The 25,974-nt window shown below is 69.9% G+C and carries 15 protein-coding genes; 4 read left to right on the forward strand and 11 right to left on the reverse strand.

The window, feature by feature from the left end; genetic code table 11:
* Positions 1-7 precede the first annotated feature (7 nt).
* Positions 8-1,711, reverse strand: coding sequence for an alkaline phosphatase D family protein (locus tag AC07N1_RS01885; protein ID WP_494670226.1), 1,704 nt, complete (start codon positions 1,709-1,711; stop codon positions 8-10).
* Positions 1,712-2,007: 296 nt separating this feature from the next.
* Positions 2,008-3,195 (reverse strand): DUF418 domain-containing protein, encoded by a 1,188-nt coding sequence (locus tag AC07N1_RS01890; RefSeq protein ID WP_494670227.1) that lies wholly within the window; start codon positions 3,193-3,195, stop codon positions 2,008-2,010.
* Positions 3,196-3,384: 189 nt separating this feature from the next.
* Here AC07N1_RS01890 and AC07N1_RS01895 point away from each other — a divergent pair, with 189 nt between their 5' ends.
* Positions 3,385-4,347 carry a hypothetical protein gene (locus AC07N1_RS01895; RefSeq protein ID WP_492856328.1) on the forward strand — a complete coding sequence of 321 codons (963 nt, stop codon included), beginning with the start codon at positions 3,385-3,387 and terminating at the stop codon, positions 4,345-4,347.
* Positions 4,348-4,393: 46 nt separating this feature from the next.
* Here AC07N1_RS01895 and AC07N1_RS01900 read toward each other — a convergent pair whose 3' ends face one another.
* Together AC07N1_RS01900 and AC07N1_RS01905 are read right to left on the reverse strand one after the other, a co-directional pair.
* On the reverse strand, positions 4,394-9,208 hold the full coding sequence (locus AC07N1_RS01900; protein ID WP_494670228.1) for an NAD-glutamate dehydrogenase: 4,815 nt from the start codon (positions 9,206-9,208) through the stop codon (positions 4,394-4,396).
* Positions 9,209-9,546: 338 nt separating this feature from the next.
* Positions 9,547-10,674: an AI-2E family transporter gene (locus AC07N1_RS01905; protein WP_494670229.1), complete on the reverse strand. Its 1,128-nt coding sequence runs from the start codon at positions 10,672-10,674 to the stop codon at positions 9,547-9,549.
* Positions 10,675-10,783: 109 nt separating this feature from the next.
* Here AC07N1_RS01905 and AC07N1_RS01910 point away from each other — a divergent pair, with 109 nt between their 5' ends.
* Positions 10,784-12,322 (forward strand): helicase HerA-like C-terminal domain-containing protein, encoded by a 1,539-nt coding sequence (locus AC07N1_RS01910; RefSeq protein WP_487290121.1) that lies wholly within the window; start codon positions 10,784-10,786, stop codon positions 12,320-12,322.
* A 309-nt stretch (positions 12,323-12,631) separates the two neighbouring features.
* On the opposite strand, the gene AC07N1_RS01915 is transcribed toward AC07N1_RS01910, so the two are convergent.
* From AC07N1_RS01915 to AC07N1_RS01930, 4 genes are all read right to left on the reverse strand, one after another.
* Positions 12,632-14,947: a hybrid sensor histidine kinase/response regulator gene (locus AC07N1_RS01915; protein WP_494670230.1), complete on the reverse strand. Its 2,316-nt coding sequence runs from the start codon at positions 14,945-14,947 to the stop codon at positions 12,632-12,634.
* 79 nt (positions 14,948-15,026) lie between these two features.
* Positions 15,027-17,462 carry a bifunctional diguanylate cyclase/phosphodiesterase gene (locus AC07N1_RS01920; RefSeq protein ID WP_494670231.1) on the reverse strand — a complete coding sequence of 812 codons (2,436 nt, stop codon included), beginning with the start codon at positions 17,460-17,462 and terminating at the stop codon, positions 15,027-15,029.
* A 169-nt stretch (positions 17,463-17,631) separates the two neighbouring features.
* The gene (locus tag AC07N1_RS01925) at positions 17,632-18,228 is read right to left on the reverse strand and encodes a polysaccharide biosynthesis/export family protein (RefSeq protein ID WP_494670232.1); all 597 of its coding nucleotides are present in this window, start codon (positions 18,226-18,228) and stop codon (positions 17,632-17,634) included.
* A gap of 79 nt (positions 18,229-18,307) precedes the next feature.
* On the reverse strand, positions 18,308-19,105 hold the full coding sequence (locus AC07N1_RS01930) for a metallophosphoesterase family protein (protein WP_494670233.1): 798 nt from the start codon (positions 19,103-19,105) through the stop codon (positions 18,308-18,310).
* A gap of 249 nt (positions 19,106-19,354) precedes the next feature.
* Between AC07N1_RS01930 and AC07N1_RS01935 the strand changes: the two genes are divergently transcribed.
* A complete protein-coding gene (locus tag AC07N1_RS01935) occupies positions 19,355-20,215 on the forward strand; it encodes a transglutaminase-like cysteine peptidase (protein WP_494670234.1) in 861 nt (286 codons plus the stop codon).
* Positions 20,216-20,700: 485 nt separating this feature from the next.
* Here AC07N1_RS01935 and pssZ read toward each other — a convergent pair whose 3' ends face one another.
* Complete coding sequence (gene pssZ, locus AC07N1_RS01940) at positions 20,701-21,327, reverse strand: exopolysaccharide biosynthesis protein PssZ (protein WP_110121934.1); 627 nt, start codon at positions 21,325-21,327, stop codon at positions 20,701-20,703.
* Positions 21,328-21,569: 242 nt separating this feature from the next.
* Here pssZ and AC07N1_RS01945 point away from each other — a divergent pair, with 242 nt between their 5' ends.
* Positions 21,570-21,719 carry a hypothetical protein gene (locus tag AC07N1_RS01945; RefSeq protein WP_494670235.1) on the forward strand — a complete coding sequence of 50 codons (150 nt, stop codon included), beginning with the start codon at positions 21,570-21,572 and terminating at the stop codon, positions 21,717-21,719.
* A 61-nt stretch (positions 21,720-21,780) separates the two neighbouring features.
* On the opposite strand, the gene AC07N1_RS01950 is transcribed toward AC07N1_RS01945, so the two are convergent.
* The gene (locus AC07N1_RS01950) at positions 21,781-23,679 is read right to left on the reverse strand and encodes an O-antigen ligase family protein (RefSeq protein ID WP_494670236.1); all 1,899 of its coding nucleotides are present in this window, start codon (positions 23,677-23,679) and stop codon (positions 21,781-21,783) included.
* Positions 23,669-25,891 (reverse strand): GumC family protein, encoded by a 2,223-nt coding sequence (locus tag AC07N1_RS01955; protein WP_494670237.1) that lies wholly within the window; start codon positions 25,889-25,891, stop codon positions 23,669-23,671. Before AC07N1_RS01955 ends, AC07N1_RS01950 begins: the two co-directional genes overlap by 11 nt.
* Positions 25,892-25,974 lie beyond the last annotated feature (83 nt).

A 25,974-nucleotide genomic window follows, 5' to 3' on the forward strand; every position in this document is an offset into this window, starting at 1 on the left:
CCTGCCCTTACGCCTCCGCCAGCGCCTTGACCCCGCCGCCGTCGGCCGGGGTCACCACGAAAGTCTTCAGCACGCTGGTCGTGTAGTCGGTCGACAGGATGGTCGAGACGGCCACCAGTTCGCCCACGGCCTTGCCCTTTTCGAGCGTCAGCAGGACGAAGCCCTTGGCGCTGGGGTGGGCGTATTTCACTTCCTTGTTGCGCTGGACGAAGGCCTCGCCGATCGGGGCGCCGGGCATGATGTCGCCGTAGCCGGGCGAGGTGATCGAGGTGGCCCCGAACTCGGCGGCGACGCGGGTCGAGCCGGCGTCGTCCCACAGCTCATTGGCCCAGAACATGTGGCTGTCGCCGGCCAGGACGATCGGGGTCGCCTTGCTGGCCTTGAAGATGTCGTAGACCCGCTGGCGATCGACCGGATAGCCGTCCCAGGCGTCGAGGTTGGAGGGGATGTCGAAGGCCGACATGGCCACGCCCCCCGCCACCCGGCCGCGGGCGTATTCGGGCAGGGCCGCCAGCATGGCGCCGAACTTTTCGTCGCCCATCGTGGCCTTGAGGTTGGGCGGGGCGACGCGGGCCATGACCACCTGGTTGCCCAGCACCTGCCAGGCCGTGCCGGCCTTGACCGAGGCGTCGACCTCGCGGGCCAGCCACTGCTCCTGGCCCTCGCCCATCATCCGGCGGGACGGGTCCTTCCACTTGGCGACGAAGGCGGCGATGTCGGGCTTGCCGTCGGCGGTCGTGGGCAGGTCGCGCTCGTAGGTCAGCTGTTCGGTGCGGGCGGTCAGGCGGGTCTCGACCATCAGCAGGGTGGCGACGTCGCCGAACTGGAAGCGGCGCCAGGCGGCCTCGGGCAGGGCGCCGCCCGACGGCTCGCGGATCGGCATCCACTCGTAATAGGCCTTGAGCGCGGCGGCCTTGCGGGCGGCCCAGTCGCCCTCCCCCTTGTCCGGATCGTGGTTCTCGGCCCCGCCGACCCAGCTGTCGTTGGCGGTCTCGTGGTCGTCCCAGACGACGATCCACGGCGCGCGGGCGTGGGCGGCCTGCAGCATCGGGTCGGTCTTGTAGAGGGCGTGACGGCGGCGATAGTCCGACAGGCTGACGATCTCGTGCGGCGGGTCGGGCCGGCGCTGGGCGGCGACCGGCGAGTTCATGCCGTAGTCCTTGGGCCCGCCGCCATACTCGTAGATGTAGTCGCCCAGGTGCAGCACGGCGTCGACGCGGGGCAGCTTGGCGATGGCGTCGTAGGCGTTGAAGTAGCCGTTCGGATAGAGCGAGCACGAGGTGACGGCCAGGACCACGTCCTGCACCGAACCCTGCGGCAGGGTGCGGGTCGCGCCCGTGATCCCCTCGCCGACCGGCTTGCCGGCCTTCAGGGCGCGGAAGCGGTAGTGATAGTCCGTGCCCGGCTTGAGGCCCGTCGCGTCGATCTTCACGGTCCAGTCGCGGCCGGCGTCGGTGAGCGTCCGGCCCTGGACGACGAGGGTCTTGAAGTCGGGATCGGTCGCCACTTCCCAGCGGACGGCGACCGGGGCGGTCGCGCTTTCGGCTGTGACGCGGGTCCAGAGGATGACGCGGTCCGCCAGCGGGTCGCCCGAGGCCAGGCCGTGCAGGAACTTCACCTCGCCCTCGAAGGGCTTGGGAGCGGCGGCGGCGACCGGCGTGGCCGCGCCCGTGCCGAGCAGGGCCAGAAGCCCGCGACGATCGATCTTCATTGTACGCACTCCCCGACGGGACGCCCGCGGCGTCTTGAAGCGGCGTTAGCGGCGAGCGGCGACAGACATGTGACGCACGCTGTTCGCTCGGCGGTTTCTTGCGACCACCCCTGACAATCGCCGGCCCGCCCAACTTTTCAACCCGTCATTCCCGCCCTTGTGGCGGGAAACCCTCTGTCAGCCGCAGGGGCAACAGGGGCGGACTGCCAAGCAGTCCGCTTGAACTTCACGTGCGAGCGGAACCAGGGGTTCCCGCCACAAGGGCGGGAATGACGGGAGGAAAGGGGTAAGGGACCTTACGCCCGCCGCAGCGGCGCGGGACCGCGATAGAGCCGGCGCCAGACCCATTCCAGCGGCCCCATGGTGAAGCGCTCCAGCCACCACCGCGACCACAGGATCTGGACGATCCAGACGGCGACGACGATCAGCGCCAGGGCCGGGCGGTCCAGGCGGGCGTAGAGGCCAAGGCCGCGTCCGCCATAGAAGATCGCGGTCATGATCAGCGACTGGGAGAGATAGTTGGTGAAGGCCATCTGGCCGACCGGCGCCAGCACGGCGGGGATCTTCCGCCAGAAACCGGCCGAGCGCGCCGCCAGCGCCATCAGCCCGACATAGGCCAGGGTGGTCAGCGGCGCGGTGATGGTCTGCAGGCCCTCGGCCAGGTGCAGGACCGGCTTGGCCATGCCGCCCAGCGCGAAGGTGAAATAGGCCCAGCCGGTCGCCGCCAGGGCCAGGAGGCCGACGGCGATCAGCACGCCGTAGGTGCGCTTGGAGGCCTCGCCGGTGAACACGCCCGTCTTGAAGGCGCCCAGGCCGATCATCATCAGGCTGGTCGTCAGCATGAAGATGATCGGCTCGGCCAGCAGGGTGTCCGACCGTTCATGGGCGTTGGCCGCCAGGGACTGCAGGAAATCGCCGCGAAAGGCCGCGATCGCCTGGCTGGTGCGGGTCGCCTCGCGCGCGGCCTCGACCGAGGTCTGGGCGGTGTCGCCGACCCAGGCGATGGCCAGGCCCGTCAGCACGGCGAACACCAGCCACAGGCCCACGCCCCAGCCCAGCAGCCGCCGCGCCGACCACGACCGCGCCTGGCCCACGGCGAAGCCGGCCAGGGCGTAGCTGAGCAGCACGTCGCCCCACCAGATGGCGAAGCCGTGGGCGATCCCGAACGCCAGCAGCCACAGCAGCCGGCGATGCAGCAGGCGATCCCCGTCCCGGCCGCCCTCCCGCCCCCGCTCGCCGCCGACCAGGAACATCGAGATGCCGAAAAGCATCGAGAACAGGGTGACGAACTTGCGCTGGAACAGCCACTGGGTGACCAGCCACACCGACAGGGTGTCGGCCCCCGTCCCGAACGGCCAGTCCAGCACGCTCTCGGCCACCGCGCCCGGAAAGGCGAAGTCGGGCGCGTTGCACAGCAGGATGCCCAGCACGCCGAGGCCGCGCAGCGCGTCGAGCAGGATGATGCGGTCTTTGTCGGCGGCCATGCGGCGCTTGCCCCGGTTGTTGCCGGGGGATGGTGACGGGCTTCGCGGGCGACGTCAGCCCTGGGTGGAAAAGAAGATCGCGATCGCCCTGCGTTGCGACCGATTCCGACGGTGTGGCGCGCGACATTGAGGACCGTGGCCCCGCCACCCCGCTCGAATTTCCGAGCGTGCGAAAACATTGGATATTTTATGGATTACAAGAACATCGCCATCGCGGGCGTCGATTTCGGCGTGCCGTCGGATGGAACCACCGACGCGGCTCCCGCCCTCAACGCCGTCATGGCCCAGCTGGCCACGCGCGGCGGCGGGATCGTCGACCTGCCGATGCCGACCCTGATCGTCGGCTCCACTCTCGACAACCAGTACAGCCGGGTCTTCCTGAGGGGCTCGGGCCGCTCGTCCGAGCATACCGGCGGCGCGCCGGTGGCCGGGACGACGATCGTGCCGACCTTCGCCGGCACGGTGCTGAAGCACCGCTCTCCCTACGGCTCGACCCTGGCCCAGAACGTCGGCGGCGGCTTCACCGGCCTGCGCGTCGTCGGCAACGGCGTCGCCACCCGGCTGCTGGAGATCGACAGCATCCGCGAGGGCGAATACGACCTCTTCCTCGAAGAGTGCGTGGGTCCCTACAGCGCGGTCCTGGCCTGCGGCGTGTCGGGCGTCAGCCTGGCGGAAAACACCAACATCTACATGGCGCAGATGCGGCTGGCCTTCCGCCAGCTCACCGGCTCGGCCGGCTCGGCGGCGCTGCTGATGACAGGGTCGAGCAACGCCAACGTCACCGCGTGCGACATGGTCCTGCGTTTCCTGATCGGCGGCGGCATGTCGGCGCTGGAGATCCAGGACGCGGACAACAACCACATCGACCTGCACGTCTATCGGGCGACGGGCGGCGTCGGCAACGGCCTGGTGTCGCGGGGCAAGTACGGCGCCTCGAGCGGCTATGCTCGCGCCAACCTGTTCCGCCACATCTCGTCGAACGCGCCGCTGCTGGTGGAGGGGACAAACACCGGCGGGGTGCTGACCGCCTCGAACGGCATCTGCCACTTCCTGGACAAGGAGAACGCCACGCCCAACCCGACGGTCGGAACCGGGGCGTCCTTCCCGTTCATCACCAACCTGGGCCAGATGCGCGGCTTCACCACCATCTGACGATCCGCGACGCCTCGGGAGCCCGCGCTCCCGAGGCGTCTGCCGGTCAGCCCTGAACCGACAGCTCGCGCAGCGCCGCGTTGGCGATGGTGAGCTTGGCGAAGGTCCAGCCGCCGCCGGCCTGTTCGATGTCTTCCACCGTGCGCTTGGCGGCCTTGACGCGGTCGGCGCGCAGGGCGGCCCAGGAGGTGACGGCGGCCTTGGCGGAGGACTCGTCATCGCCGGCCTGGGCGTTGGCGGCGAACTTGAGGACCGCCTGGGTGATGGCGGCCTGTTCGAACAGCAGGTCCTCGATCAGGCGGCGGACGGCGAGGCGCTCGAAGCTGTCGCCGCCGACGAACTGGCCGGCCGCCCAGCGCAGGCGGTCGAAGCCCAGCGCCGCGCCGACCTGGTGGTAGAGGCGGGCGACGTTCTCGACCGACCAGCTCGACGCATTGCCGATATCGACGAGGTCGGCGGCCGTGGTCGTCGGCTGCAGGGCGGCGACCGCTTCGGCCAGGGCCTGGGGCGCGCCGTCGGCGACATAGGCCTTGGCGCGCTTGGCCGTGGTCTTCTGCTCGAAGCCCGACAGGATCGTCGGGGTCAGGCTCTTGAGGGCCGCGACCGACGGACCGTAGGCCTCGACCAGCTGCTTGACGCTCGACTTGTCGCGGAAGGCCCGGCGGGCCAGCCAGAAGGTCAGGCTGCGCAGCGCATAGGCCAGGGCCTTGTAGAGGGCCGTCTGGCCGTCGGCGCCGGCCTGGTTGTCGAGGGCCGAGACCTGGTCCCACAGGGCGTCGATCCCGAGGATCTCGCGGGCGGCGGCGAAGCCGACCACCAGGGCCTCGACGTCGCAGCCGGCGGCCGCCTTCAGGCGGCTCGGGAAGGTCGGGCCGCACATGTTGACCATCTGGTTGCCGACCACCGTGGCGATGATCTCGCGCTTCAGGCGGTGCTTCTGCATGGCGTCGGCATAGACTCCCAGCGCCTTGGGGAAGTAGCCGTGCAGCGTGGCCTGGAACCAGGGATCGTCCGGCGCGCGCGAGGCGATGATGTCGTCGAACAGATCCAGCTTGCCGTAGGCCAGCAGCACGGCCAGCTCCGGACGGGTCAGGCCCTTCTTGGCCTGGGCGCGTTCGGCCAGGACGGCGGCCTCGGGCAGGCCCTCGACCTTGCGGTCGAGACGGCCGCGACCTTCCAGCTCGCTCATGAAGCGGGCGTGGGAGTCGAGCTCCTCGACGCTGTCGCTTTCCAGCAGGGTCAGCGCCAGGGTCTGGTCGTAGTTATGCTCCAGCACGTGATGGGCGACGTCGTCGGTCATCGAGGCCAGCAGGGTGTTGCGGTCGGGGCGGGTAAGGTCGCCCGAACGCTCCAGCAGGCCCGTGAGGATCTTGATGTTGACCTCGTGGTCGGAGCTGTCGACGCCGGCGCTGTTGTCGATGGCGTCGGTGTTGAGATGGCCGGCGGCCTGCGCGAACTCGATGCGGCCCGCCTGGGTGAGACCCAGGTTTGCGCCCTCGCCCACCACCTTGACCCGCAGGTCCGAGCCGTTGACGCGAATGGCGTCGTTGGCCTTGTCGCCGGCGTCGGCGTTGGTCTCGCCCTTGGCCTTCACATAGGTGCCGATGCCGCCGAGATAGAGCAGCTCGGCGCGCGACTTGAGGATCGCCGTCATCAGCTCGGCCGGCGAGACGCTGGCGGCCTTTAGATCCAGCATGGCCTGGACCTCGGGCGACAGCGGGATCTCCTTCTGGTTCCGCGGCACGATGGCCCCGCCCTTGGAGAGCTTGCCGGCGTCATAGTCGGCCCAGGACGAGCGGGGCAGCTTGAACATCCGGTCGCGCTCTTCCCACGAGGTCGCGGGATCCGGATCGGGGTCGAGGAAGATGTGGCGATGGTCGAAGGCGGCCAGCAGCCTGGTCTGCTTGGACAGCAGCATGCCGTTGCCGAACACGTCGCCCGACATGTCGCCGACGCCCACGACGGTGAAGGGCTGGGTCTGGATGTCCTTGCCCAGCTCGCGGAAGTGGCGCTTGACCGCTTCCCAGGCGCCGCGGGCGGTGATGCCCATGACCTTGTGGTCGTAGCCCACCGACCCACCCGACGCGAAGGCGTCGCCCAGCCAGAACCCGTAGCTCTCGGCCACGCCGTTGGCGATGTCGGAGAAGGTGGCCGTGCCCTTGTCGGCGGCGACGACCAGATAGGGATCCTCGCCGTCGTGGACGACCACGGAGGCCGGGGCGATCACCTTGTTGTCGGCGTCGATGTTGTCGGTGATGTCGAGCAGGCCGAACAGGAAGGTCTTGTAGGCGCGGATGGCCTCGGCCTGGATGGCGTCGCGGTCGCCGCCGCGCGGCAGCTGCTTGGGATAGAAGCCGCCCTTGGAGCCGACCGGCACGATGACGGCGTTCTTGACCTGCTGGGCCTTCACCAGACCCAGGACTTCGGTGCGGAAGTCGTCGCGGCGGTCGGACCAGCGCAGGCCGCCGCGGGCGACGGGGCCGAAGCGCAGGTGCACGCCCTCGACATGCGGGGCCGAGACGTAGATCTCGCGATAGGGCTTGGGCGCGGGCAGGTCGGCCAGTTCGCGCGAGGCGATCTTGAAGCTGATGTGCGGCTTGGGCGCGCCGTCCTCGCCCAGCTGGTAGAAGTTGGTGCGCTGGATCGCGCCGACCAGGGCGGCGATGCGGCGCAGGGCCCGGTCGGCGTCGAGGCTTTCGACCGCCTGCAGGGCCTCGGTGATCTTGTCGGCGACCGCGACGGCCTGTTCCTTGCGGGCTTCCAGGTCGGCGGCGATGGCCGGGTCGAACTTGATGCGGAAGAGATCCAGGATCAGGCGGGCGACGCCCGGATTGTCGGCCAGGGCGGCTTCTTGCACAGCCTGCGACGGATCCAGGCCCGTCTGCTGGCGGTAGCGGGCCAGGGCGCGGACCAGGGCGGCCTCGCGCCAGTCGACGCCCAGCTCCAGCACCAGGCGGTTGAAGCCGTCGCTCTCGGCGCGGCCGGTCCAGATGGCGACGAAGGCGGCCTCGAAGGCGCCCTTCACGTCGGCGAAAGCCAGGTGCTCGCCCTGTTCGTCGCGCAGCACGAACTCATGCACCCAGGTCGGCGAGCTGAGGCCGTCGATGATCGGCTTCAGCTTGAAGCCGTCCTCGATCAGGGCTTTCAGGCCCATGTGCTCGAGGATCGGCAGCACGTCGGCCAGGGGGGCCGCCGCGCCGGGGCGATAGAGCTTGAAGCGGAAGGTCAGGGCGTCGTCGCCCTCGCGGCGGAAGGCGCGCACGCGCACGGCCTCGCCGGACTTCAGGTCGTCGACGACGGCGATGTCGGCCAGGGCCTCGGGGGCGTCGTACTGGTCGCGATAGCCGGGCGGGAAGGCGCCGGCCCAGCGCGAGAGGGTGTCGACCACCGGACGGGTGGCGCCGCGCTCGCGGACGATGGCCTCGAAGCGGTCGTCCCAGGTGCGGGTGGTCTCGGCGATGGCCGCTTCCAGCGCCGCCAGGTCCGGATCGCCGTGCTGGCCCGGCTTGACGCCGAGGATGTAGTGCACGCGCGCCAGGGGGGCGTCGGAGAAGCTGGGATAATAGGCCGAGACGCGGCCGTCGAAGGCCTGGCTGAGCAGCTCGCCGGCCCGTTGGCGCACGCCGGAGTCATAGCGCTCGCGCGGGACGAACAGCAGGGCCGAGATGAAGCGGTCGAAGGGGTCGCGGCGAGTGAACAGGCGCACGCGCGGGCGGTCGTAGAGGTGCAGCACGCCGAGCGCCATGGAGAGCAGGTCGCCCTCCTCGATCTGGAACAGCTCGTCGCGCGGCCAGGTCTCGAGGATGTTGCGCAGCCGCTTGCCGTTGTGGCTGTCGGGATCCTTGCCGGCCTGATCGAGCACATGCTCGACCTTGCGGCGGATCAGCGGCACCTCGTGGGCGGGGGTCTCGTAGGCCTCGGCGGTGAACAGGCCCACGAACCGGACCTCGCCCGAGGGCTTGCCGTCGGGGCCGTAGCGGCGGATGCCGACATAGTCCATGTAGCCGCGGCGATGGACCTTGGAGCGCAGGTTCGACTTGGCCACGACCAGCGGCGCGCCGAGCAGCAGGTGGTCGCGGACCTGGGGCGACAGGATCGCCGGCTCGCTTTCGCGGCGCAGGACGGTGCGGGTCTGGTCGCGCAGGACGCCGAGGCTGCCTTCCGGCTGGTACAGCGGCTCCTCGGCCGCGTAGCCGCCGTCGGCGGTGCGGGGATAGTCGTAGACCCGCGCGCCCAGGAACACGAAGTGGTCGCCCTCCAGCCAGTCGAGGAAGGCCAGGCCCTCGTTACGCTCGTCGGCGGGGAGGTCGACGCCGGCGCCGCGCAGTTCGTCGATCGTGCGGCGCATCAGGGCGCGCATGGCGTCGAAGTCGTCGACGGCCAGGTGGGCGTCGCCCAGGGCGTCGCGGACGGCGGTCAGCAGGGCCTGCTCGCGGTCCTGGCCGACGGGCTCCAGCCAGACCTGGATCAGCGAGCGGCGCTGGCCGGCCAGTTCGACCATCGGGTGGAACATGGCGCGCACCGAGAAGCCGGTCTCGGCGATGGCGCCCATGATGCTGTCGACGAGGAAGGGACGGTCGGGCTGGACGATCTCGAGCACGTCGCCGCCTTCGGCCGCGCGGACGCGCAGGGCCAGGGGCTGGTCGGCGGCGGATTCGGCGAAGCGCCAGAGTTCGGCGAGACCGGCGGCCACTTCGGCGGGTCCGACGCCGGGCAGTTCCTCGGCCGACCAGTCTTCCGACGCCAGGGCCGCGAACTGGGCCTGGGGCGGGGAAAGCGATCCGCCCAGCGCCGCGGCGAGGGCCGCGCTCAGAGCGTTGGACGCCTGCTGGTTCGCCTTGCGGTCATTTTCGCCGACCATGGGTATTTCCTCGCGAATTTTTGGCGACAACCTAGCCCTTTCCCACGCGCGTTCAACACACACGCCTGAGAACCGAACAATATTTTGCCTAAACTGCCAAATTCCGAAGGATGCGCCACCCACATTTCTAGCCGAGCCGGATGACCGTTGATTGTTCGGAAACGCCGTCCGGAAACGGAAGCGCCGCCGGTGGGGGGAGACCGGCGGCGCAGGCCCGCCTTGGGGGGAGCGGCGGGCTGTTTCCGCTTACGACGCGCCAGGTAAAGCAGGCTGGCGTCGCGCGGGACCGGGGTGGGGGCTCCCGGTACGAGACTTAGATAGGCGCGCCCTTTCGGAATTTAAGCCCCTTTTTTCAAACTTGGCTTTTTTCTCGCGGAACCCTGTTTGGCCACGCCCGCCGGGCCGTGCGCGACGGCTTTCTCGCCGCTGGGATCGCCATCTTCCGACAGCAGGATGGCGATCCAGCGGGTGCCGTCGAACTGGGCCAGGATCAGCATCACCGCCACCGTCAGCGGCGTGGACAGGAACATGCCGGTGACGCCCCACAGCGCGCCCCAGACGGCCAGCGACAGCAGCACCACCGTCGGGTCCATGTTCAGGCTGTCGCCCTGCATGCGCGGCAGCACGACGTTGCCGACCACGAAGTAGATCACCTGCAGGGCGGCGGCCAGGATGATGGCCGGCAGCAGGGTGTGGGGGAACTGCACCAGGGCGAACAGCGGCGGCAGGATGCAGCCGACGGCCCCGCCCAGGATCGGGATGTAGCTGGCGATGAAGATCAGGAAGGCCCAGAAGAAGGCGTTGTCGAGCCCGACCAGGGCCATCACCGCCCAGGCGCCGACGGCGATGATCAGGCCGGTGACGGTCTGGATCCACAGGTACTGCTCCACCCCGTTGCGGATGCGCTGGAACAGGGCCACCGAGCGGTCGCGCTCGGCGTGGTGCGGGAACAGGGCGACGATCTTGCGCGAGAAACCCCGGCGCGAGGCGACGATGAAGCCCAGATAGATCAGCACCAGAACGGCGTTGGAGGCGAAGTTCTGCAGGCTCTGGGCGATGGTCCCGACATATTGCTGCGGATTGAGCTGGGCGATCAGGTCGTCGATCGTCGGCGGCACCCGCATGCCCACAAGGCCCGTGACCTTGGCGATCACCTCGTTGAGGCGCGGGGCGTAGGCCTTGGCCTGACCGACGAACTCGGCGCCGTTGTCGACCACGATCCACACCGAGCCGCCGAACAGCAGCAGCGACAGCAGGATCGCCATCGGCAGGGCCAGGCGCTGCGGGAACTTCGGCACCCGGTTGCTCAGCACCCGGGCGAAGCTGTCGATCATCACCGCCAGGAAGGCGGCCAGGGCCAGCGGGGTGAGGATGTCGCGCATGAAGTACATGGCGGCGCCGGCGGCGACCACCGCCAGGAAGACGACGGCGTTGCGGCTGGTGATCGAGGGCGTGACGGTCGTCATCGACGGGAATCTCTTTTGACGTAAGTCTTGGGGACCATTGTTCAGCCGGAATGGCGAAGGACAAGGCTTAGAGCTAGGCTTAAGCCTCAATCATGTAGGGAAGTTGCGCATGACCCTGGAGATCGGCGACGGCGAGATCCTTATCGGACTCGGCGAAGGGCCCGTGACGCAGCGGCTGGACCGCTCCAACCGCCACGGCGTGGTGGCCGGCGCGACGGGCACCGGCAAGACGGTGACCCTGCAGATCATGGCCCAGGCCTTCGCCGACGCCGGGGTGCCGGTGTTCGCCGCCGACGTGAAGGGCGACCTCTCGGGCGTCGCCGCGCCGGGCACGCCCAACGAGAAGATGCTGGCCCGCGCCGCCTCGATGGACATCGCGCTGGCCCCCGGCGCGCCCCCGACCATCTTCTGGGACCTGTTCGGCGAGAAGGGTCACCCGATCCGCACGACCATCTCGGAGATGGGTCCGGTGCTGCTGTCGCGGCTCTTGGAACTCAACGACGTGCAGGAAGGGGTGCTGACCATCACCTTCCACGTCGCCGACAAGGACGGCCTGCTGCTGCTGGACCTGAAGGATCTTCAGGCGGCGCTGAAATACGTGGCCGACCACGCCGCCGACATCGGCACGCAGTATGGGAATGTGTCGCCGGCCACGGTGGGCGCGATCCAGCGCAAGCTCTTGACCCTTCAGACCCAGGGCGCCGAGCACTTCTTCGGCGAGCCGGCCCTGAAGCTGTCCGACATCATGCGCATCGACGTCACGGGTCGCGGCTACGTCAACATCCTGGCGGCCGACAAGCTGATCCAGTCGCCCAAGCTATATTCGACCTTCCTGCTGTGGCTGTTGTCGGAGCTGTTCGAGGAGCTACCCGAGGTGGGCGATCCGGAGAAGCCCAAGCTCGTCTTCTTCTTCGACGAGGCGCACCTCCTCTTCAACGACGCGCCCAAGCCGCTGATCGAGAAGATCGAGCAGGTGGTGCGACTGATCCGCTCCAAGGGCGTGGGCATCTATTTCGTCACCCAGAACCCGGCCGACATTCCCGACGCGGTGCTGGGCCAGCTGGGCGCCCGGGTGCAGCACGCCCTGCGCGCCTACACCCCGGCCGACCAGAAGGGGCTGAAGGCGGCGGCGCAGTCGTTCCGGGTCAATCCGGCCTTCGACACCGCCGAGACCATCCAGGCCCTGGGCGTGGGCGAGGCCCTGATCTCGGTGCTCGACGCCAAGGGCGCGCCCACCGTGGTGCAGAAGACCCTGATCCGCCCGCCGGCCTCGCGCCTGGGGCCGCTGACGCCGGAGGAGCGCGCCGCCGCCGTCGCCAAGAGCCCGGTGGCCGGCCTCTACGACCAGGTGCAGGACCGCGCCTCGGCCTACGAGACCCTGCAGGGCCGCGCCGCCCAGGCCCAGAAGGACGCCGCCGCCGCAGAGGACGCGGCCGAGGCCGAACGCCAGCGGGCTGCCGAGGAGAAGGTGCGCGAGCGCGAACGGGCGAAGGAGGAACGCGAGGATGCGCGGGCTTCGCGACCGCGCGCGTCGAACCGCCAGGGCATGGCCGAGACCTTCGCCAAGTCGCTGATCCGCACGGTGGCGTCCCAGGCGGGCCGGGAGATCATGCGCGGGCTGCTGGGGGGATTGAGCCGGCGGCGGTAGAAACCTCCCCCTCCGGGGGAGGCGGCCGAAGGCCGGCGGGGGGCCGTTTTCAGCGTCCTGTGCCTTGGCCGTTTTCCCGGTCGCTCCCCCCCACCGATCGCTTCGCGATCACCTCCCCCACAGGGGGAGGTTGCTTGGCGTTTTCCTTCTCCCCTTGCGGGAGAAGGTGTCGACGAAGTCGACGGATGAGGGGTCGCACCCACGAAAAACGCCGCGACGGCTGATCGGCTGTCGCGGCGTTTCATGTTTGAGAGACCCCTCACCCGACCTCCCTCCGGGAGGCCACCCTCTCCCGCAAGGGGAGAGGGATCAGCGTCGGATGGCCTCCGCCAACGCCGACCGCAGTTGCTCGATCCGGAACGGCTTGCGCAACACCGGCCAGGGCGAGTCCTCCAGGGCCGCGGCCAGGCGGTCGCCGGCGTAGCCGGTGGTGAGGAGCACGGCCATGTCGGGGTCGCGCTGGACGGCGATGCGGGCCAGTTCGACGCCGCTGACGCCGCCGGGCATGACCAGATCCGACAGCAGCACGTCGAACGGCGGCTCGGCCTCCAGGCGCGCCAGCGCCGCGTGGCCGTGCTCGGCGACCACGACGTCGCAGCCCATTTCCGACAGCGCGCCCTCGGTGATGGCCCGGACGCTGGCGTCGTCCTCGACCAGCAGCACGCGCAGGCCGGAGAGATCGGCGGCGGGTCCGGGCTCGGCGACGATCGCCCCCGCCGCCTCGGGCGCGGCGGCCGGCAGGTGCAGCGACACCGTCGTGCCCCGGCCCTCCTGGCTGTCGATGGTCACCGCCCCGCCGCACTGGCGCACGAAGCCGTAGACCTGGGCCAGGCCCAGCCCCGTGCCCTTGCCAACCTCCTTGGTGGTGAAGAACGGCTCGAACACCCGGGCCAGCACCTCGGACGACATGCCGTGGCCGGTATCGGTGACGGCGACCCGCACATAGTCGCCGGCCGGGGCCTCGCCCGCCTGGCCGTCGGCCAGGGCCTCGGCCGTAACCGAGACGGTGATGGTTCCGGCGTCGGGGGTGGCGTCGACGGCGTTGACGACGAGGTTGAGCAGGGCCGCCTCGAACTGGGCGGCGTCGACGCGGCTGGCGCCGGCCCGAGGGTCGGCCTCGACCACCAGGGTCTTGGCGTCGCCGGCGGCGCGGCGGACCAGGGGCTCGACCTGGAGTATCAGGCCGGCGATGTCGACGACCTCCAGCTTCAGTTCCTGGCTGCGCGAGAAGGCCAGGAGCTGGCGGGTCAGGCGCTCGCCGCGCTGGCCGGCCGCCAGGGCCGCCTCGCCCAGCCGCTGCACCCGAGCGATGTCGCCGGGCTTCTTGAGGATCATGTCGAGCCCGCCGACCATCACGGTCAGCAGGTTGTTGAAGTCGTGGGCCACCCCGCCGGTCAGTCGGCCGACCGTTTCCAGCCGCTGGGCCTGGGCGAGCGCGGCCTCGGCCTTGGCGCGCTCGGCGATGCTGGCCTCCAGGGCGGCGGTGCGCTCGACCACGCGGGCCTCGAGCTCCAGGGTGGTCTCGACCACCTCGGTATTGTCGAAGCAGCTGCCGATATAGCCCTGGAACTGGCCGTAGGCGTCGTGGCGCGGGGCGCCGGCGCTGCTGATCCAGCGCCAGGCGCCGTCGGCGCGCTTCAGCCGGAAGGCGGCGCGGAACGGCTGGCGCAGCTTGGTGGCGGCCAACACCTCGGCCTCGGCGGGACCCAGGTCGTCGGCATGGACGCCGTGCGCCCAGCCCCTGCCCTGCTCCTCCTCCAGCGAGCGGCCGGTGAACTTCAGCCAGGCGTCGTTGAACCAGACGCAGTCGCCGTCGACGTCGGAGATCCAGATCATCACCGGGGCGGCGTTGGCCACGCCCCGGAACTGCTCCTCGCTGGTGCGCAGGGCGGCCGCCGCCTGGCGCTCGCGCGTCACGTCGCGGAAGGTGATGGCCAGGCCCTCGCTGATCCGCACGCCGGACGAGCGCACCCAGCGCGGCTCGCCGTCGATCACCCGCATCAGCTCCAGATCGTCGGGACCGCCCTCGTCGAGCAGCCGCGTCAGGCGGGCCAGCATCTGCTCGCCGGTGTCGTCGCGGAAGACGTCGCGCACCCGGCGGCCGGTCAGGGTGGAGATCCCCTTGGGCCGCATGGCCTGGGCGGCGGGGTTGGCGTAGGTCCAGCGGAAGTCGACGATCTGGCCGCCGCGGCGGATCGGCTCGAGGATGACGAAGGCGTCGAGCGAGGCCTCCTGGGCGATGCGGAACCGCTCCTCGGCCGCAAAACCGTTGCGCACCGCCAGCCGCAAGGCCGCGACGAACAGCACGATCAGGCCGGCGCTGACCGCGAAGGTCGCCAGCTGGGCGGCCTCGACGGCGTCCAGCGGCCCCATCCACAGCAGCTTGACCAGCAGGGCGCTGGCGGCGACCGCCAGCAGCCCGCCCCACAGGCCGCCGACCAGGGCGGCCAGCATCACCGCCACGAAGAACGGCGGGAAATTGCTCGGATGGTTGGTCAGCGCGACGGCGCCGACGCGAGCCGCGGCCGCCAGCCCCACGGCCAGCGCCACGAGGCACAGCCGCAAGATCGGCCGATCGACGGACGAGGCGAAGCGGATCGCCGTCCGGCTCAGAAATTGGCCCATGCCGCCGCCCTAGATCACACGCATACCCCCGGGGAGGGCGCTGGAGCTAACGCTCCTCAGCGGTGAAGGTTCCGGCGGATCAGGCCGCGCCGCGAACCTTCACCTTGGCGGGAGCCTTGGCGGCCTCGGGGATGGGCTCGAACACGGCGGCGGCGCTGGCCAGGGTCCAGGCCGACAGGCTGTCGAGCGGACCCGGACGGCCGATGGCGTAGCCCTGCAGCTCGGCGCAGGCCTCGCCGCGCAGGAAGTCGATCTGCTCCTGGGTCTCGACGCCCTCGGCCACGACCGGGATCTCCAGGCTGCGGCCCAGGCCCAGCACGGCGCGCACGATGACGGTGGCGCGGTCGTGGCGGTGGATGTTCTCGACGAAGCTCTTGTCGATCTTGATCTTGTCGAACGGGAACGACTGCAGGGTCGACAGCGACGAGAAGCCGGTGCCGAAGTCGTCCATGGCGATGCGCACGCCTAGGGCCTTCAGGCGGCGCAGGTTGTCGAGCGCGCGCTGATAGTCCTTGAACAGGGCGCTTTCGGTGATCTCCAGCTCCAGGCGCGAGGGCGACAGGCCGGTGGCGATCAGCACCTCGTGCACCAGGGTGGGCAGGTTCGGCTGGTTCAGCTGCAGCGGCGACAGGTTGACGGCGATGCGCAGCGGGCGATCCCAGCTGGCGGCGTCGGCGCAGGCGCGGCGCAGGACCCACTCGCCCAGCTGGGTGATCAGGCCGTTTTCCTCGGCCACCGGGATGAAGTCGAGCGGCGGGACCATGCCGCGCACCGGGTGCTTCCAGCGGACCAGGGCCTCGAAGCCGCAGACCTCGCCGTCGGCGGCGCGGGCCAGCGGCTGGTAGAACACCACCAGCTCCTCGTCGGTGATCGCCTGGCGCAGCTCGCGGGCCAGGGTGCGGCGCTCACGGATCGTCTCGTCCATCTCGCGCTTGAAGAAGCGATAGACGCCGCGGCCGCTTTCCTTGGCGCGGTAGAGGGCCATGTCGGCGTTGGCCAGCAGGGCCTCGGCGGTGCGGCCGTCGTCGGGGAACAGCGACACGCCCAGGCTCGCGCCCATGGCCAGGTCCTGGCCTTCGTACTGGGCGGGCAGCGACAGCTGCTCCAGCACGTGGCCGGCCAGTTCGGCGGCGGCGGTCGGCTGGTCGCCGGCGGCGATCTGCACGATGATGAATTCGTCGCCGCCCAGGCGCGCGGCGAAGGACGGGGCGGTGATCGAGTCCTGGAGGCGGCGCGCGGCCTCGACCAGCAGGGCGTCGCCCGCCAGGTGGCCGTGCAGGTCGTTGGCTTCCTTGAAGTGGTCGAGGTCGATGCAGACCAGGCCCAGGCTCTCGCCCGAGGCTTCGACGCGTTCGAGGGCGGCGGCCAGGCGCACCTGCAGCGAGTTGCGGTTGGGCAGGCCGGTCAGGCCGTCGTGTTCGGCCAGGTAGCGGATCTTTTCCTCGGCCGAGCGGCGCTCGCGCAGGTCGCGGATGGCCAGCACGGTGAGGCCAGAGGTCTCGGTGCGGGCGCCGTCGTCCATCAGGCGCGAGAACACCTCGACCGGAATGGCGCGGCCGCCTTCGGGCGGCTGGAGCAGGCCTTCGCGGCGCACGCCCTCGCGGGAGGATTCCTTGCCGTCGAAGGTCAGCATGGCGTTGTAGAGCGGCTTGCCGACCAGGGTGGCCAGGGAGGCGCCGGCCAGCTCGCAGAAGGCGGCGTTGGCGTCGTTGATGCGGCCGTCCTGGACCACGACGATGCCTTCGTAGGCGGCGTTGGCCAGGCGGCGGATGCGGTCGAGGGCCGAGCGGCTGGTCGAGGACTCGATGGTCACCGCACCCAGGCCGCCCAGGATGATCAGGCCGGTGATCGAGGTGACGGCGAGCGTCAGCACCGCGCCCGACAGCAGCTGCTCGGGCACGATGACGCTGGCGTCGGGCAGGATGGTGACCGCGCCCATGCCGGTGAAGTGCAGGCCGCAGACGCCCAGGGTCAGCACGGCGCCGCCGATCAGCTGCTTGGGCAGCGAGCGGGCGCGCCCGCCCAGCACCAGGGCGCCGGCCGAGAACAGGATGCCGATCAGCACCGACACGGCGACCGTGGCCTGCTCCCAGACCACGTAGCCCTGGGTCACGAAGGCCGACATGCCGGTGTAGTGCATCGCCCCGATGCCCAGGCCCAGCAGCAGGCCGCCGGCGCAGTCGTTGGTGCGGGTGCGCTCGGCCGAGGCCACGGCGAAGCCGGCGGCCATGAACAGCACGGCGATCATCAGCGACAGCAGGGTGCCGGCCGGGCTGTAGCCCGTCTTCAGGCCCGGGTCGTAGGCGACCATGCCGATGAAGTGAGTGGCCCAGACGCCCGAGCCGGCGACGAGGCCGGTGAGCAGCAGCCATGCGCCGCGGACCAGGCCGCGCGCTCCGCGCAGGCGGGAGAAAAGACGGAACGCCGTGAAACACGCGGCGAAGCAGACGAGGCCGGCGACGAGCACGAGCCTGAAGTCATGCTGCCCGGTGAGGCAGGTCAGAACCTTCAACAAAGGCGTTCCCCCAGAGTGGTACGAGGCCACTCTGTGCGGAAAGATACAAAAAAATGGTTTCTAATACCCGGCCAAGTAGTCGCAGACGCGGCCTATCGCCGCATTTCTTAGTGAATCGAACCTTAATTCGCCCGATTGCACGAAGTTTACCGCGTCTGCGCCGCGTTTCTTAGAAGAAGCGCTCACCGATACGGACGGTGTCACCCGGGCCGACCTTGGTCGACGGCGTCAGCTCGACCTTGGTCTCTTTCTCTTCGCCGTCGTGCTTGATGAACACCTTGCCCTTGTCGGCGCGGTAGGTGTAGCCGCCGGCGGTGGCCACGGCGTTCTGGACGGTCAGGCCCGAGGTGTAGGGATAGGTGCCCGGCTTGGTGACTTCGCCCAGGATGTAGAACGGGCGGAAGTTCAGGACCTCGACGCTGACGCGCGGCTCCTTCAGGTAGCCGTCACGCAGGGCCGTCTCGACCGTATCCTGGAACTGGCGGACGCTGAGGCCCTCGGCCTTGACCTCGCCGACCAGCGGCAGGGAGAGCTTGCCCGAGCCGGTGACGTAGAACTCGCCCGACAGCGACGGCTCGCCGAAGACGGTGACGCGGACCTTGTCGCCCGAGCCCAGCTGGTAGTCGAGGCCGGCGGCCCGGTCGGCGGTGATCGGGGCGGCGGCTTGCGGCGCGGGCGGCGCGCCCTGGGCTTGGGCCGCCGGTGCGACGGCGGCGAGGGCCAGGCAAAGCGAAGCCGCCCGAATGAAGCGTCGAACGGTAATCATGCTGGTCACGTCTCTTGGCTGCATCCCTCGTCGGTCTCATGGCATGGGCGACGGGCAGCCACAAGCATGACGCCGGGCATCAGGCCGGGACAGCCCGCCTTTTTCGCGCTTGCAGCATCGAGGGCGGTCCTTCGCCCAGTCGGACGGCGGTCAGGACGCCGGTGGCGTAGGCTCCGGTGTCGACATTGATGCGGTGCGGTCCGACGAACGGCTCCTCGTCGGGGGTATGGCCATGCACCACCACCAGACCCAGGCCGTGGGGCTGGTGCAGGAAGTCGCCGCGGATCCACAGCAGGTCCTGCGGATCCTGCTCGGCCAGCGAGCGGCCCGGCCGCACGCCGGCGTGGACGAACAGGTAGTCGCCATAGAGCGCCGAAAGCTCCAACTGGCGCAGGAAGGTCAGGTGCCGGCTGGGCAGGTTGCGCTTGAACTGCTCCTGCGCCGCGCGCCAGGCCTCGACGTCGCGGCCGGCCGGACGGGCCACGCCGTAGGAGGCCAGGGTCTCGCCGCCGCCGAACTCGGCCCACAGCGGCCCGCCCTCGGGATCGTCGAGGAACTGCAGCAGTGTCTGCTCGTGATTGCCCATCAGGGCCCGCACCTCGAAGCCCGAGACGCCGGCGGACGCGGCCTTCAGCGCCTCGACCCGGTCGATCACCCCGGCCGAGTCCGCGCCGCGATCGACATAGTCGCCGACGAACACCAGCACCGGCCGGTCCTGGCGGTCCAGCCCCGCGAAGTCGGCGGCCACGGCGTCGAGCAGGTCGTCGAGCAGGTCGAGGCGGCCGTGGATGTCGCCCACGGCGTAGACCACCCGCCCGCCGGTGCTGGCGGCCTTGGCCTTGGACGCGGACTTGGAACGCAGGAAGCGAAAGACCATGGGCTCTGACGACGGGGAAAACGAGGCTTCAAACTGCCTCAGCCGCTTGCATGCGGCAACTGTCGCTGCACGCCATTGTTAACACGAAATACACCGAGAATTTGCACGGCAATTTCACCGCGAAAGTTCAGAGACTATTATCAATAATACCAAATAAACTAGATCGCTTATTCGTTAAAACACCAAGCATTTTGATCCGATATTCAATGGAAGATCACAGGATGGACTCACGAATTTCGCGAGACCACCATGAAGATCTCCGCATTTCTTGGATCCGCCGCCGTCGCCCTGAGCGCGATGATCGCCGCCGCGCCCGCCATGGCCGCGCCGCCGGCCTTCATGCCGCATGGCGCCCCGGCCGCGGCCCCTCCGGGCTTCAAAGCCTTGTGCCAGCGGGATCAGACCAGCTGCATCGCGCCGCCGCAGAGCGTCGCCGCCCTGGCCGTGGACGCCAATTCGGCCGCCATCAACACCTCGTCGATCGGCGAGCGCCGCCTGACCTGGGGTTCGGCGCCGCTGGCGGTCTCGGCTGTAGAAGAAGACGAAGATACTTCGGTCCAGACGATCGAAGTCCTGCGCGCCGTGCGCCCGGACGTTAACATTCGCCTGAGCTCGCTGGACCAGACCCTGGCCGCCCTGCTGGCGACGACGCCCGCCGCCGCCCCTGGCCCCGCCGCCGCCGGCATGACGCTGGCCGCGGACGTCGACGGCCTGGCCCGCCTGACCCGCGACCAGATGAAGCTGATCAACGAGATCAATCGCCAGGTGAACCGCGAGGTCCGCAAGGCCGACGACTTCGATCTCTACGGCCTGGCCGAGTATTGGTCGCTGCCCAAGGTCATCGACGGCAAGATGTACGGCGACTGCGAGGACTATGCGCTGGAGAAGCGCCGCCGCCTGATCGAAGCGGGCGTGCCGGCCTCGGCCCTGTCGATGGCCGTCGCGGTCACCGCCCGCGGCGAAAGCCACGCCGTGCTGCTGGTCGCCTTCGACCAGGGCGACTGGGTGCTCGACAACCTGACCCCCTGGGCCACGCCCTGGAGCGAACTGAACTACCGCTGGATCGAGCGCCAGGTGGCCGGCTCGTCGGCCTGGGTCTCGGTGAGCTGAGCCCCGGCCCTCCCGGATTTCAGCCCAAAGAGAAAGGCCTCGCCCCGGATCCCGGAGCGAGGCCTTTGTTCTCGGTGCGGCGTCTGCCGGCCGCGGGGGCTGGGCGGGATCGACATTCACCGGTCTGAGCCCATTTTCACCGAGCCTCCCCGCGAAGGCGGGGATCCAAACCGAGGTTGGGTTCGATCCACGGTCGCGCCTCATCCTGAAATCCAGCTTGGGTCCCCGCCTTCGCGGGGATGCGCGGATTTGAAGGTCGCAAATAGCTGAATGTCGATACGCCCAGGGCTCGAACCCGATAAGCCCCTCAAGCCGTCATCCCGGCCGAAGGGCCGCGCAGCGACCCGCAGAGCCGGGACCCAGGGGTCGCCTCACTGCGCTTGGCCCCCTGGGTCCCGGATAGCCTCTCCGAGGCTTCCGGGATGACGAGCAAGATGGGATCAATGGTCCTGGATCATCCCGGCGCCAGCCGTTGGGTGCAGACCCTAGTAGGCGTTCTCGGCCAGCAGCAGGTGCGGCACGGTCAGCAGGATGATGCGGATGTCGCTGAACAGCGACCAGCCGTCGATATAGGCGATGTCGGCCTTGACGCGCGCGGCCATGGCCTCGACGTCGGTGGTGCCGCCGCGTAGGCCGCGGATCTGGGCCAGGCCCGTCAGGCCGGGCTTGGCCTGGAAGCGCATGTGATAGGTCGAGATCAGCGCGCCGTAATAGGCGTCGTGCGCCATGGCGTGCGGTCGCGGACCGACCAGCGACATGTCGCCCTTCAGCACATTGAGCAGCTGAGGCAGCTCGTCGATGCTGGTGGTGCGCAGGATCTTGCCGATCTTGGTGATGCGGTCGTCGTCGCGCTTGGCCTGGACGACCTTGTCCCCGTTCTCTTCGCAGCGCATCGAGCGCAGCTTGAAGATCGTGAACGTGCGGCCGTTCAGCCCGCCCCGCGTCTGGCGGAACAGGATCGGACCAGGAGACTCGAGTTTGATCAACAGCGCCGCGAGCAGAAGCACGGGCGCGAAAAAGATCAGTGCAAGGCCTGAAACGACGACGTCGATCACACGCTTGCCGGGGTCGACAGCCACGCGCGGAAGAATCTCCGACGGGACGCCGCCCATGAGTTCGGTGTTCGAGCTTCCGCTCACAGCGCAACCCCCTATCCCACCACACACAAAACGAAGCCCGCCCCACTTCGTATCTAACTACCTAATGCAACTCTTCGACGACGTCGCGCGGAAACTGATACTTAACCATAAATATAGTGACATTGCATAAACCCTGTTCCTTCACCCAGGCTTTAGGGTCAGCGAACTAGGCTGTAGTCGCGTAGGGAGGGCCTGCGCGTAGGACTTCGAGTTCCATGCCGCACGTCAATCTCTCGCTGAACAGCCTCGCCCAGACGATCCCGGCGCCGCGCCGCCTGCCGCGCGCCATCGGCTGGGGCCTCGCCGCCGTCGTTTCGGCCGGCATGTGGTACGCGGCGGTCGAAGCCGTCCGCCTGCTGTTCTGATCCCGCGATCCTGATCTCCGGCTCCCGACGGCGTCGATCGACGCCGTGATCGGGGCTCGGTTCAGGGCCGAAGACCCAGCGCCGAAAGCTCCAGCGCCATGCCCACCCGGCCCGCCGGGTTGCGGATGCTGTTGGCCAGGGCGATGAGCCGCTTGGGCTTGCGGCGCAGGCGCCATTCCGCGTCCAGATGATAGAGCGCCTGCGTGCGCGCTTCGGGCGTCAGCCTATCCCAGCGCTCGAAGGCGAAGACCGTCCGCGCGCGGAACAGCCCCGCCTGCAGCGGCGCCACCAGATATGACCGCTCCAGGGCCTGCGAGGCGGCCAGCTCCCGGCCCGCCGCGGCCTCGACCGCCGCCCGCCGCAGCCAGGCCGCGCCCGAGCCCGGCCGCAGGGCCATCTCGCGGCGGCTCAGATCTTCCAGCTTCGCCAGGTCTTCCCGCGACGGCGCGCCGCGCGACACGTCGCGCTCGATACGCCAGGCCAGGACGTCGGCCGAGGCCGTCGGCCAGGCCGAGAGGTCGCCGCCCAGCTTGGTCGCCAGCATCGGCGCGGCCGCGCCGATCGCCACCAGGCAGCAGGCCACGGCGCCGGCCAGCATCAGGCGCGCGGGCAGCGCCGCGGGCGCGGCGCGGACTTCACGGCGCCCCGCCGTCGCCATGCCGCCGACCACGCCGAGGCCCACGGCGGCCAGGGCCTGGATGGCCGGCGCCTGCAGGGCGAAGTCGCTGAGGCCATGGACCAGGAACACCGCCGCGGCGCACACCGCGCCCCGCGACCAGACCGAGACGCCGTCCGAGCCTAGGGCGGCGCGGCCGATCGGGGCCAGGCGCTCGAGGAACAGGGCCGCCATCAGCACCGCGCCGACCACGCCGGCTTCCTCCAGCCACTGGACATAGAGATTGTGCACCGCGCGGACGTCGTAGAGCGCCGGCAGGCTGTCCTGGGTAACGACCAGCTGGTTGACCGTCGGGAATGATCCCAGGCCGTAGCCGAACCACGGCGCGGCCAGGAAGGCGCGCCAGTGCGGCTCGACGATGCGGGCGCGCAGGTCGAGATGCTGCTGGGCCATGCCGAAGCGCTCGAGCACCAGGCCCGCGCCGTTGAACACCAGCACCCCGGCGACCAGCAGGGCGACCAGCGCGTAGAACACCGCCGCCTTGCGCGAGGCGCCGCGTCCGGAGAACAGCTCCCAGGCGGCGAACAGGCCCACCCCGAAGACCGCCGCGACCACGCCGCCGCGCGAGGCGGTCATCAGCAGGCAGACCAGCAGCAGGGCGCTGAGCCCGGCCAGGCCCACGGCCCGCGGGTCGCCCTTGCGCAGCATGCGCGCCCCGCCCCGGCGCAGCCGCGCGGCGAGGGCGGCCACGGCCATGACCAGGGCGGCGGCGAAGACGGTGGCGGCGGTGTTGGGTCCCAGCAGGGTGGCGCGCATCCGGCCAAGGCCGCGCACCGAAACGTACTGCGCCAGGGCGCCGGCGGCGTAGACCGCCATGGCGGCCAGCAGGCAGAACAGCAGGCGGCGGCCCCGGGTCTGCGAGGCGCCGATCACCCGCGCGGATACATAGAGGCAGAACAGGCCCAGCAGGTTGACGACGTTCAGCAGCACGGCCGAACGGTCCAGCGTCGTGGCGCCGAGGACCTGGGGAACATAGGACCAGACCGGGTGGGCGCCGTCGGGCGTCCAGGGCGTCAGCGGCCACAGCACCGCCGCCAGCAGCAGGGCCGCCAGCAGGCCCGGGACCAGCCATCCGCCCAGCCGGGCGAAGTCGCGGCGGGCCCAGCCGCAGCCGGCCAGCAGGCCGACGAGGAACAGGGCGTAGAGCGCCGAGAAGCCCGCGGCCACGGCGATGTCGCTGGCCCCGAAGGCCAGGATCGCGGCGAACACCAGGCCCGTCAGGGCCACGCAGGCGGCGGTTTCGGACCCCGCTAGCCGCCGGGTCCGCCCCGCGTCAGTCGGCATAGTACTTTCGGTAGCTCTTGTAATAGTAGCCGGCGTCGCCGTAGCCGTAGCGGGACTGCGCCTTCAGATCCATCTGGGTCAGGGCCACGCCGGCCAGGAACACGCCGCGGCCTTGCAGCAGCGCCAGGGCCGAGGTGATGGCCTTGACCGGGGTGCGCTTCCAGCGGGCCAGCATGACCACGGCGTCGGCGTGCGGCGCCAGGATGCGGGTGTCGGCGATGGCCAGCAGCGGCGCGGTGTCGAGCAGCACGACCTCGAAACGCTGGCGCAGTTCGGCCAGCAGGCGCTGGAAGGCGACCGAGCCGAAGACGTCGCGCGGGGTGTAGGCCGACTTGACCAGCGGCAGGACCTTGGCGCCGCTTTCGTCGGCCACCAGGGCCTGGTCGAGCGACGCCGCGCCGTTCAGCACCTCGATGAGGCCCACGGTCGGCGCCGACGGCAGGAAGCGGTTGATCGCGCCCTGGCGCAGGTCGCAGTCGACGACCACGACATTGGCGCCCGAGGCCGCCAGGGTGCGGGCCAGCGAGAAGGTGGTGGTGGTCTTGCCTTCGCCAGGCAGCGACGAGGTGACCGCGATCACCTTCACCGACTCGCCGACCTTGGAGAACAGGATCGCCGCGCGCAGCTTGCGCAGGCTTTCGGCGAAGCTGGAGAGCGGCTTGTTGAGCAGGTAGTCCGGCGGCGTCAGGCCGCGGGCGACGCGGGCGTCGTCCAGGGTCGAGCTGAGCAGCGGCACCGAGCCCAGGTACGAGACGCCCAGGCGGCGCTCGACCTCGTCCTCGGTGAACAGGCCGGCCATCAGGATCTCGGCCAGGATGATGGCGACGACGCCGGCGCCGAGGGCGGCGACCAGGCCGACCATCAGGTTCAGCGACGGCTTGGGCGCGCTGGGCTTGGTCGGGATGGTGGCGCGCGACACCACGCGGGCGTCGGGCTGCTCGATGCCTTGCTGGGCCGTGGTCTGCTTGAAGCGGGCCAGAAGGGATTCATACAGCGTACGGACGGAGTCGGCCTTGCGCTCCAGCTCGCCGAGGCGGATGCCGGCGCGGTTGTTGCCGGCCAGGGCGCCGCGGGCGGCCCCGACGCTGCCGGCCATCGAGCCGGTGCGCTGGCGGGCGACCTGGGCCTGGGCCTCGAGGTTGGAGATGATGCGCTTGATCTCGGCCTGGATCTGCCCGTCGATGTCGGTCAGTTCGCGGCGGGCCTTCAGCAGGTCGGGGTGGCGGTCGCCGTAGCGGCCCGACAGGTCGGCGACGGCGGCGCTCTTTTCGGCGCGCTGCTTGCGCAGCTGCTGCACGACCGGCGAGTTCAGCGACTCCCCGACGTCCTCGCCGGTGCTGCCGCGGGCCAGCTGGCTGCGGGCGATGTTGAGGCGGGCGTCGGTCTCGGCCTGTTCGGCGCGGGCGCCGGCCAGCTGCTGGTTCAGGCCCGAGATCTCCTGCTCGGTCAGGGTGGCGCCCTGGGCGCTCATCAGGTTGTTGGCGATCTTGTACTGCTGGACGTCGGCCTCGGCCTGCTGCAGCTCGCCGCGCAGGTCGGCGACGCGGGTGTTCAGCCAGTCGTTGGCCTGGCGGGTCGCGTCGAACTTCGCTTCCAGCTGTTCGGTCAGGTAGAGGTCGGCGAAGGCGTTGGCCAGCTTGGCGGCCGTGGCCGGATCGGGGTGGGTGTACTGCACCGCGATCAGGTAGGTCACGCCCGAGCGCTTGACGGCCAGGCCGCTCAGCACGCGGTCGACGACGCGCTCGCGGCGGCGCTGGAGCTCGATGTCGCTGACCTTCTGAGCCGGGGCGACGGTCTTCTGCAGGAAGGGCAGCCAGGCGCGCACGCCCTTGGCGCCGGCCAGGCTGGGATTGAAGTAGGGATCCTGCTCCAGCTTCAGCTTCTGGACCACGCGGTCGGCCAGCGAGCGCGAGCGCAGGACCTCGACCTCGGTGTCGACCACGGCGCTGTCGGCCGGCAGGCCGGAAAGCACCGCGCTCATGTCGGGCGTGACCTGCTCCTGACGCACGTCCAGCATCACCTGGGCCGAGGTCGAATAGGTCGGCGTCTGCTGCAGGGTGTAGAGCACGACGGCCACGAACACCGCCAGGGCCACCGCCGCGAACAGCCTCAGGCGCCGCCGGAAGACGGCGATGACGACGTTCAGGTCAAACGCGGGCCCTCCGACGTCGGACGTCGGAGCGGGTTGGGTCTCGAAGGTCGAGCCGTCCATGATGCGCACTCTTCACTGGTCGAATGATCCCCCGCCTAGCGAAGGACCGTGACCTATTTCAGGCCTGGAGCTTGTCCATTACC

It is taken from the genome of Caulobacter sp. GW821-FHT09B11 (assembly GCF_059418205.1).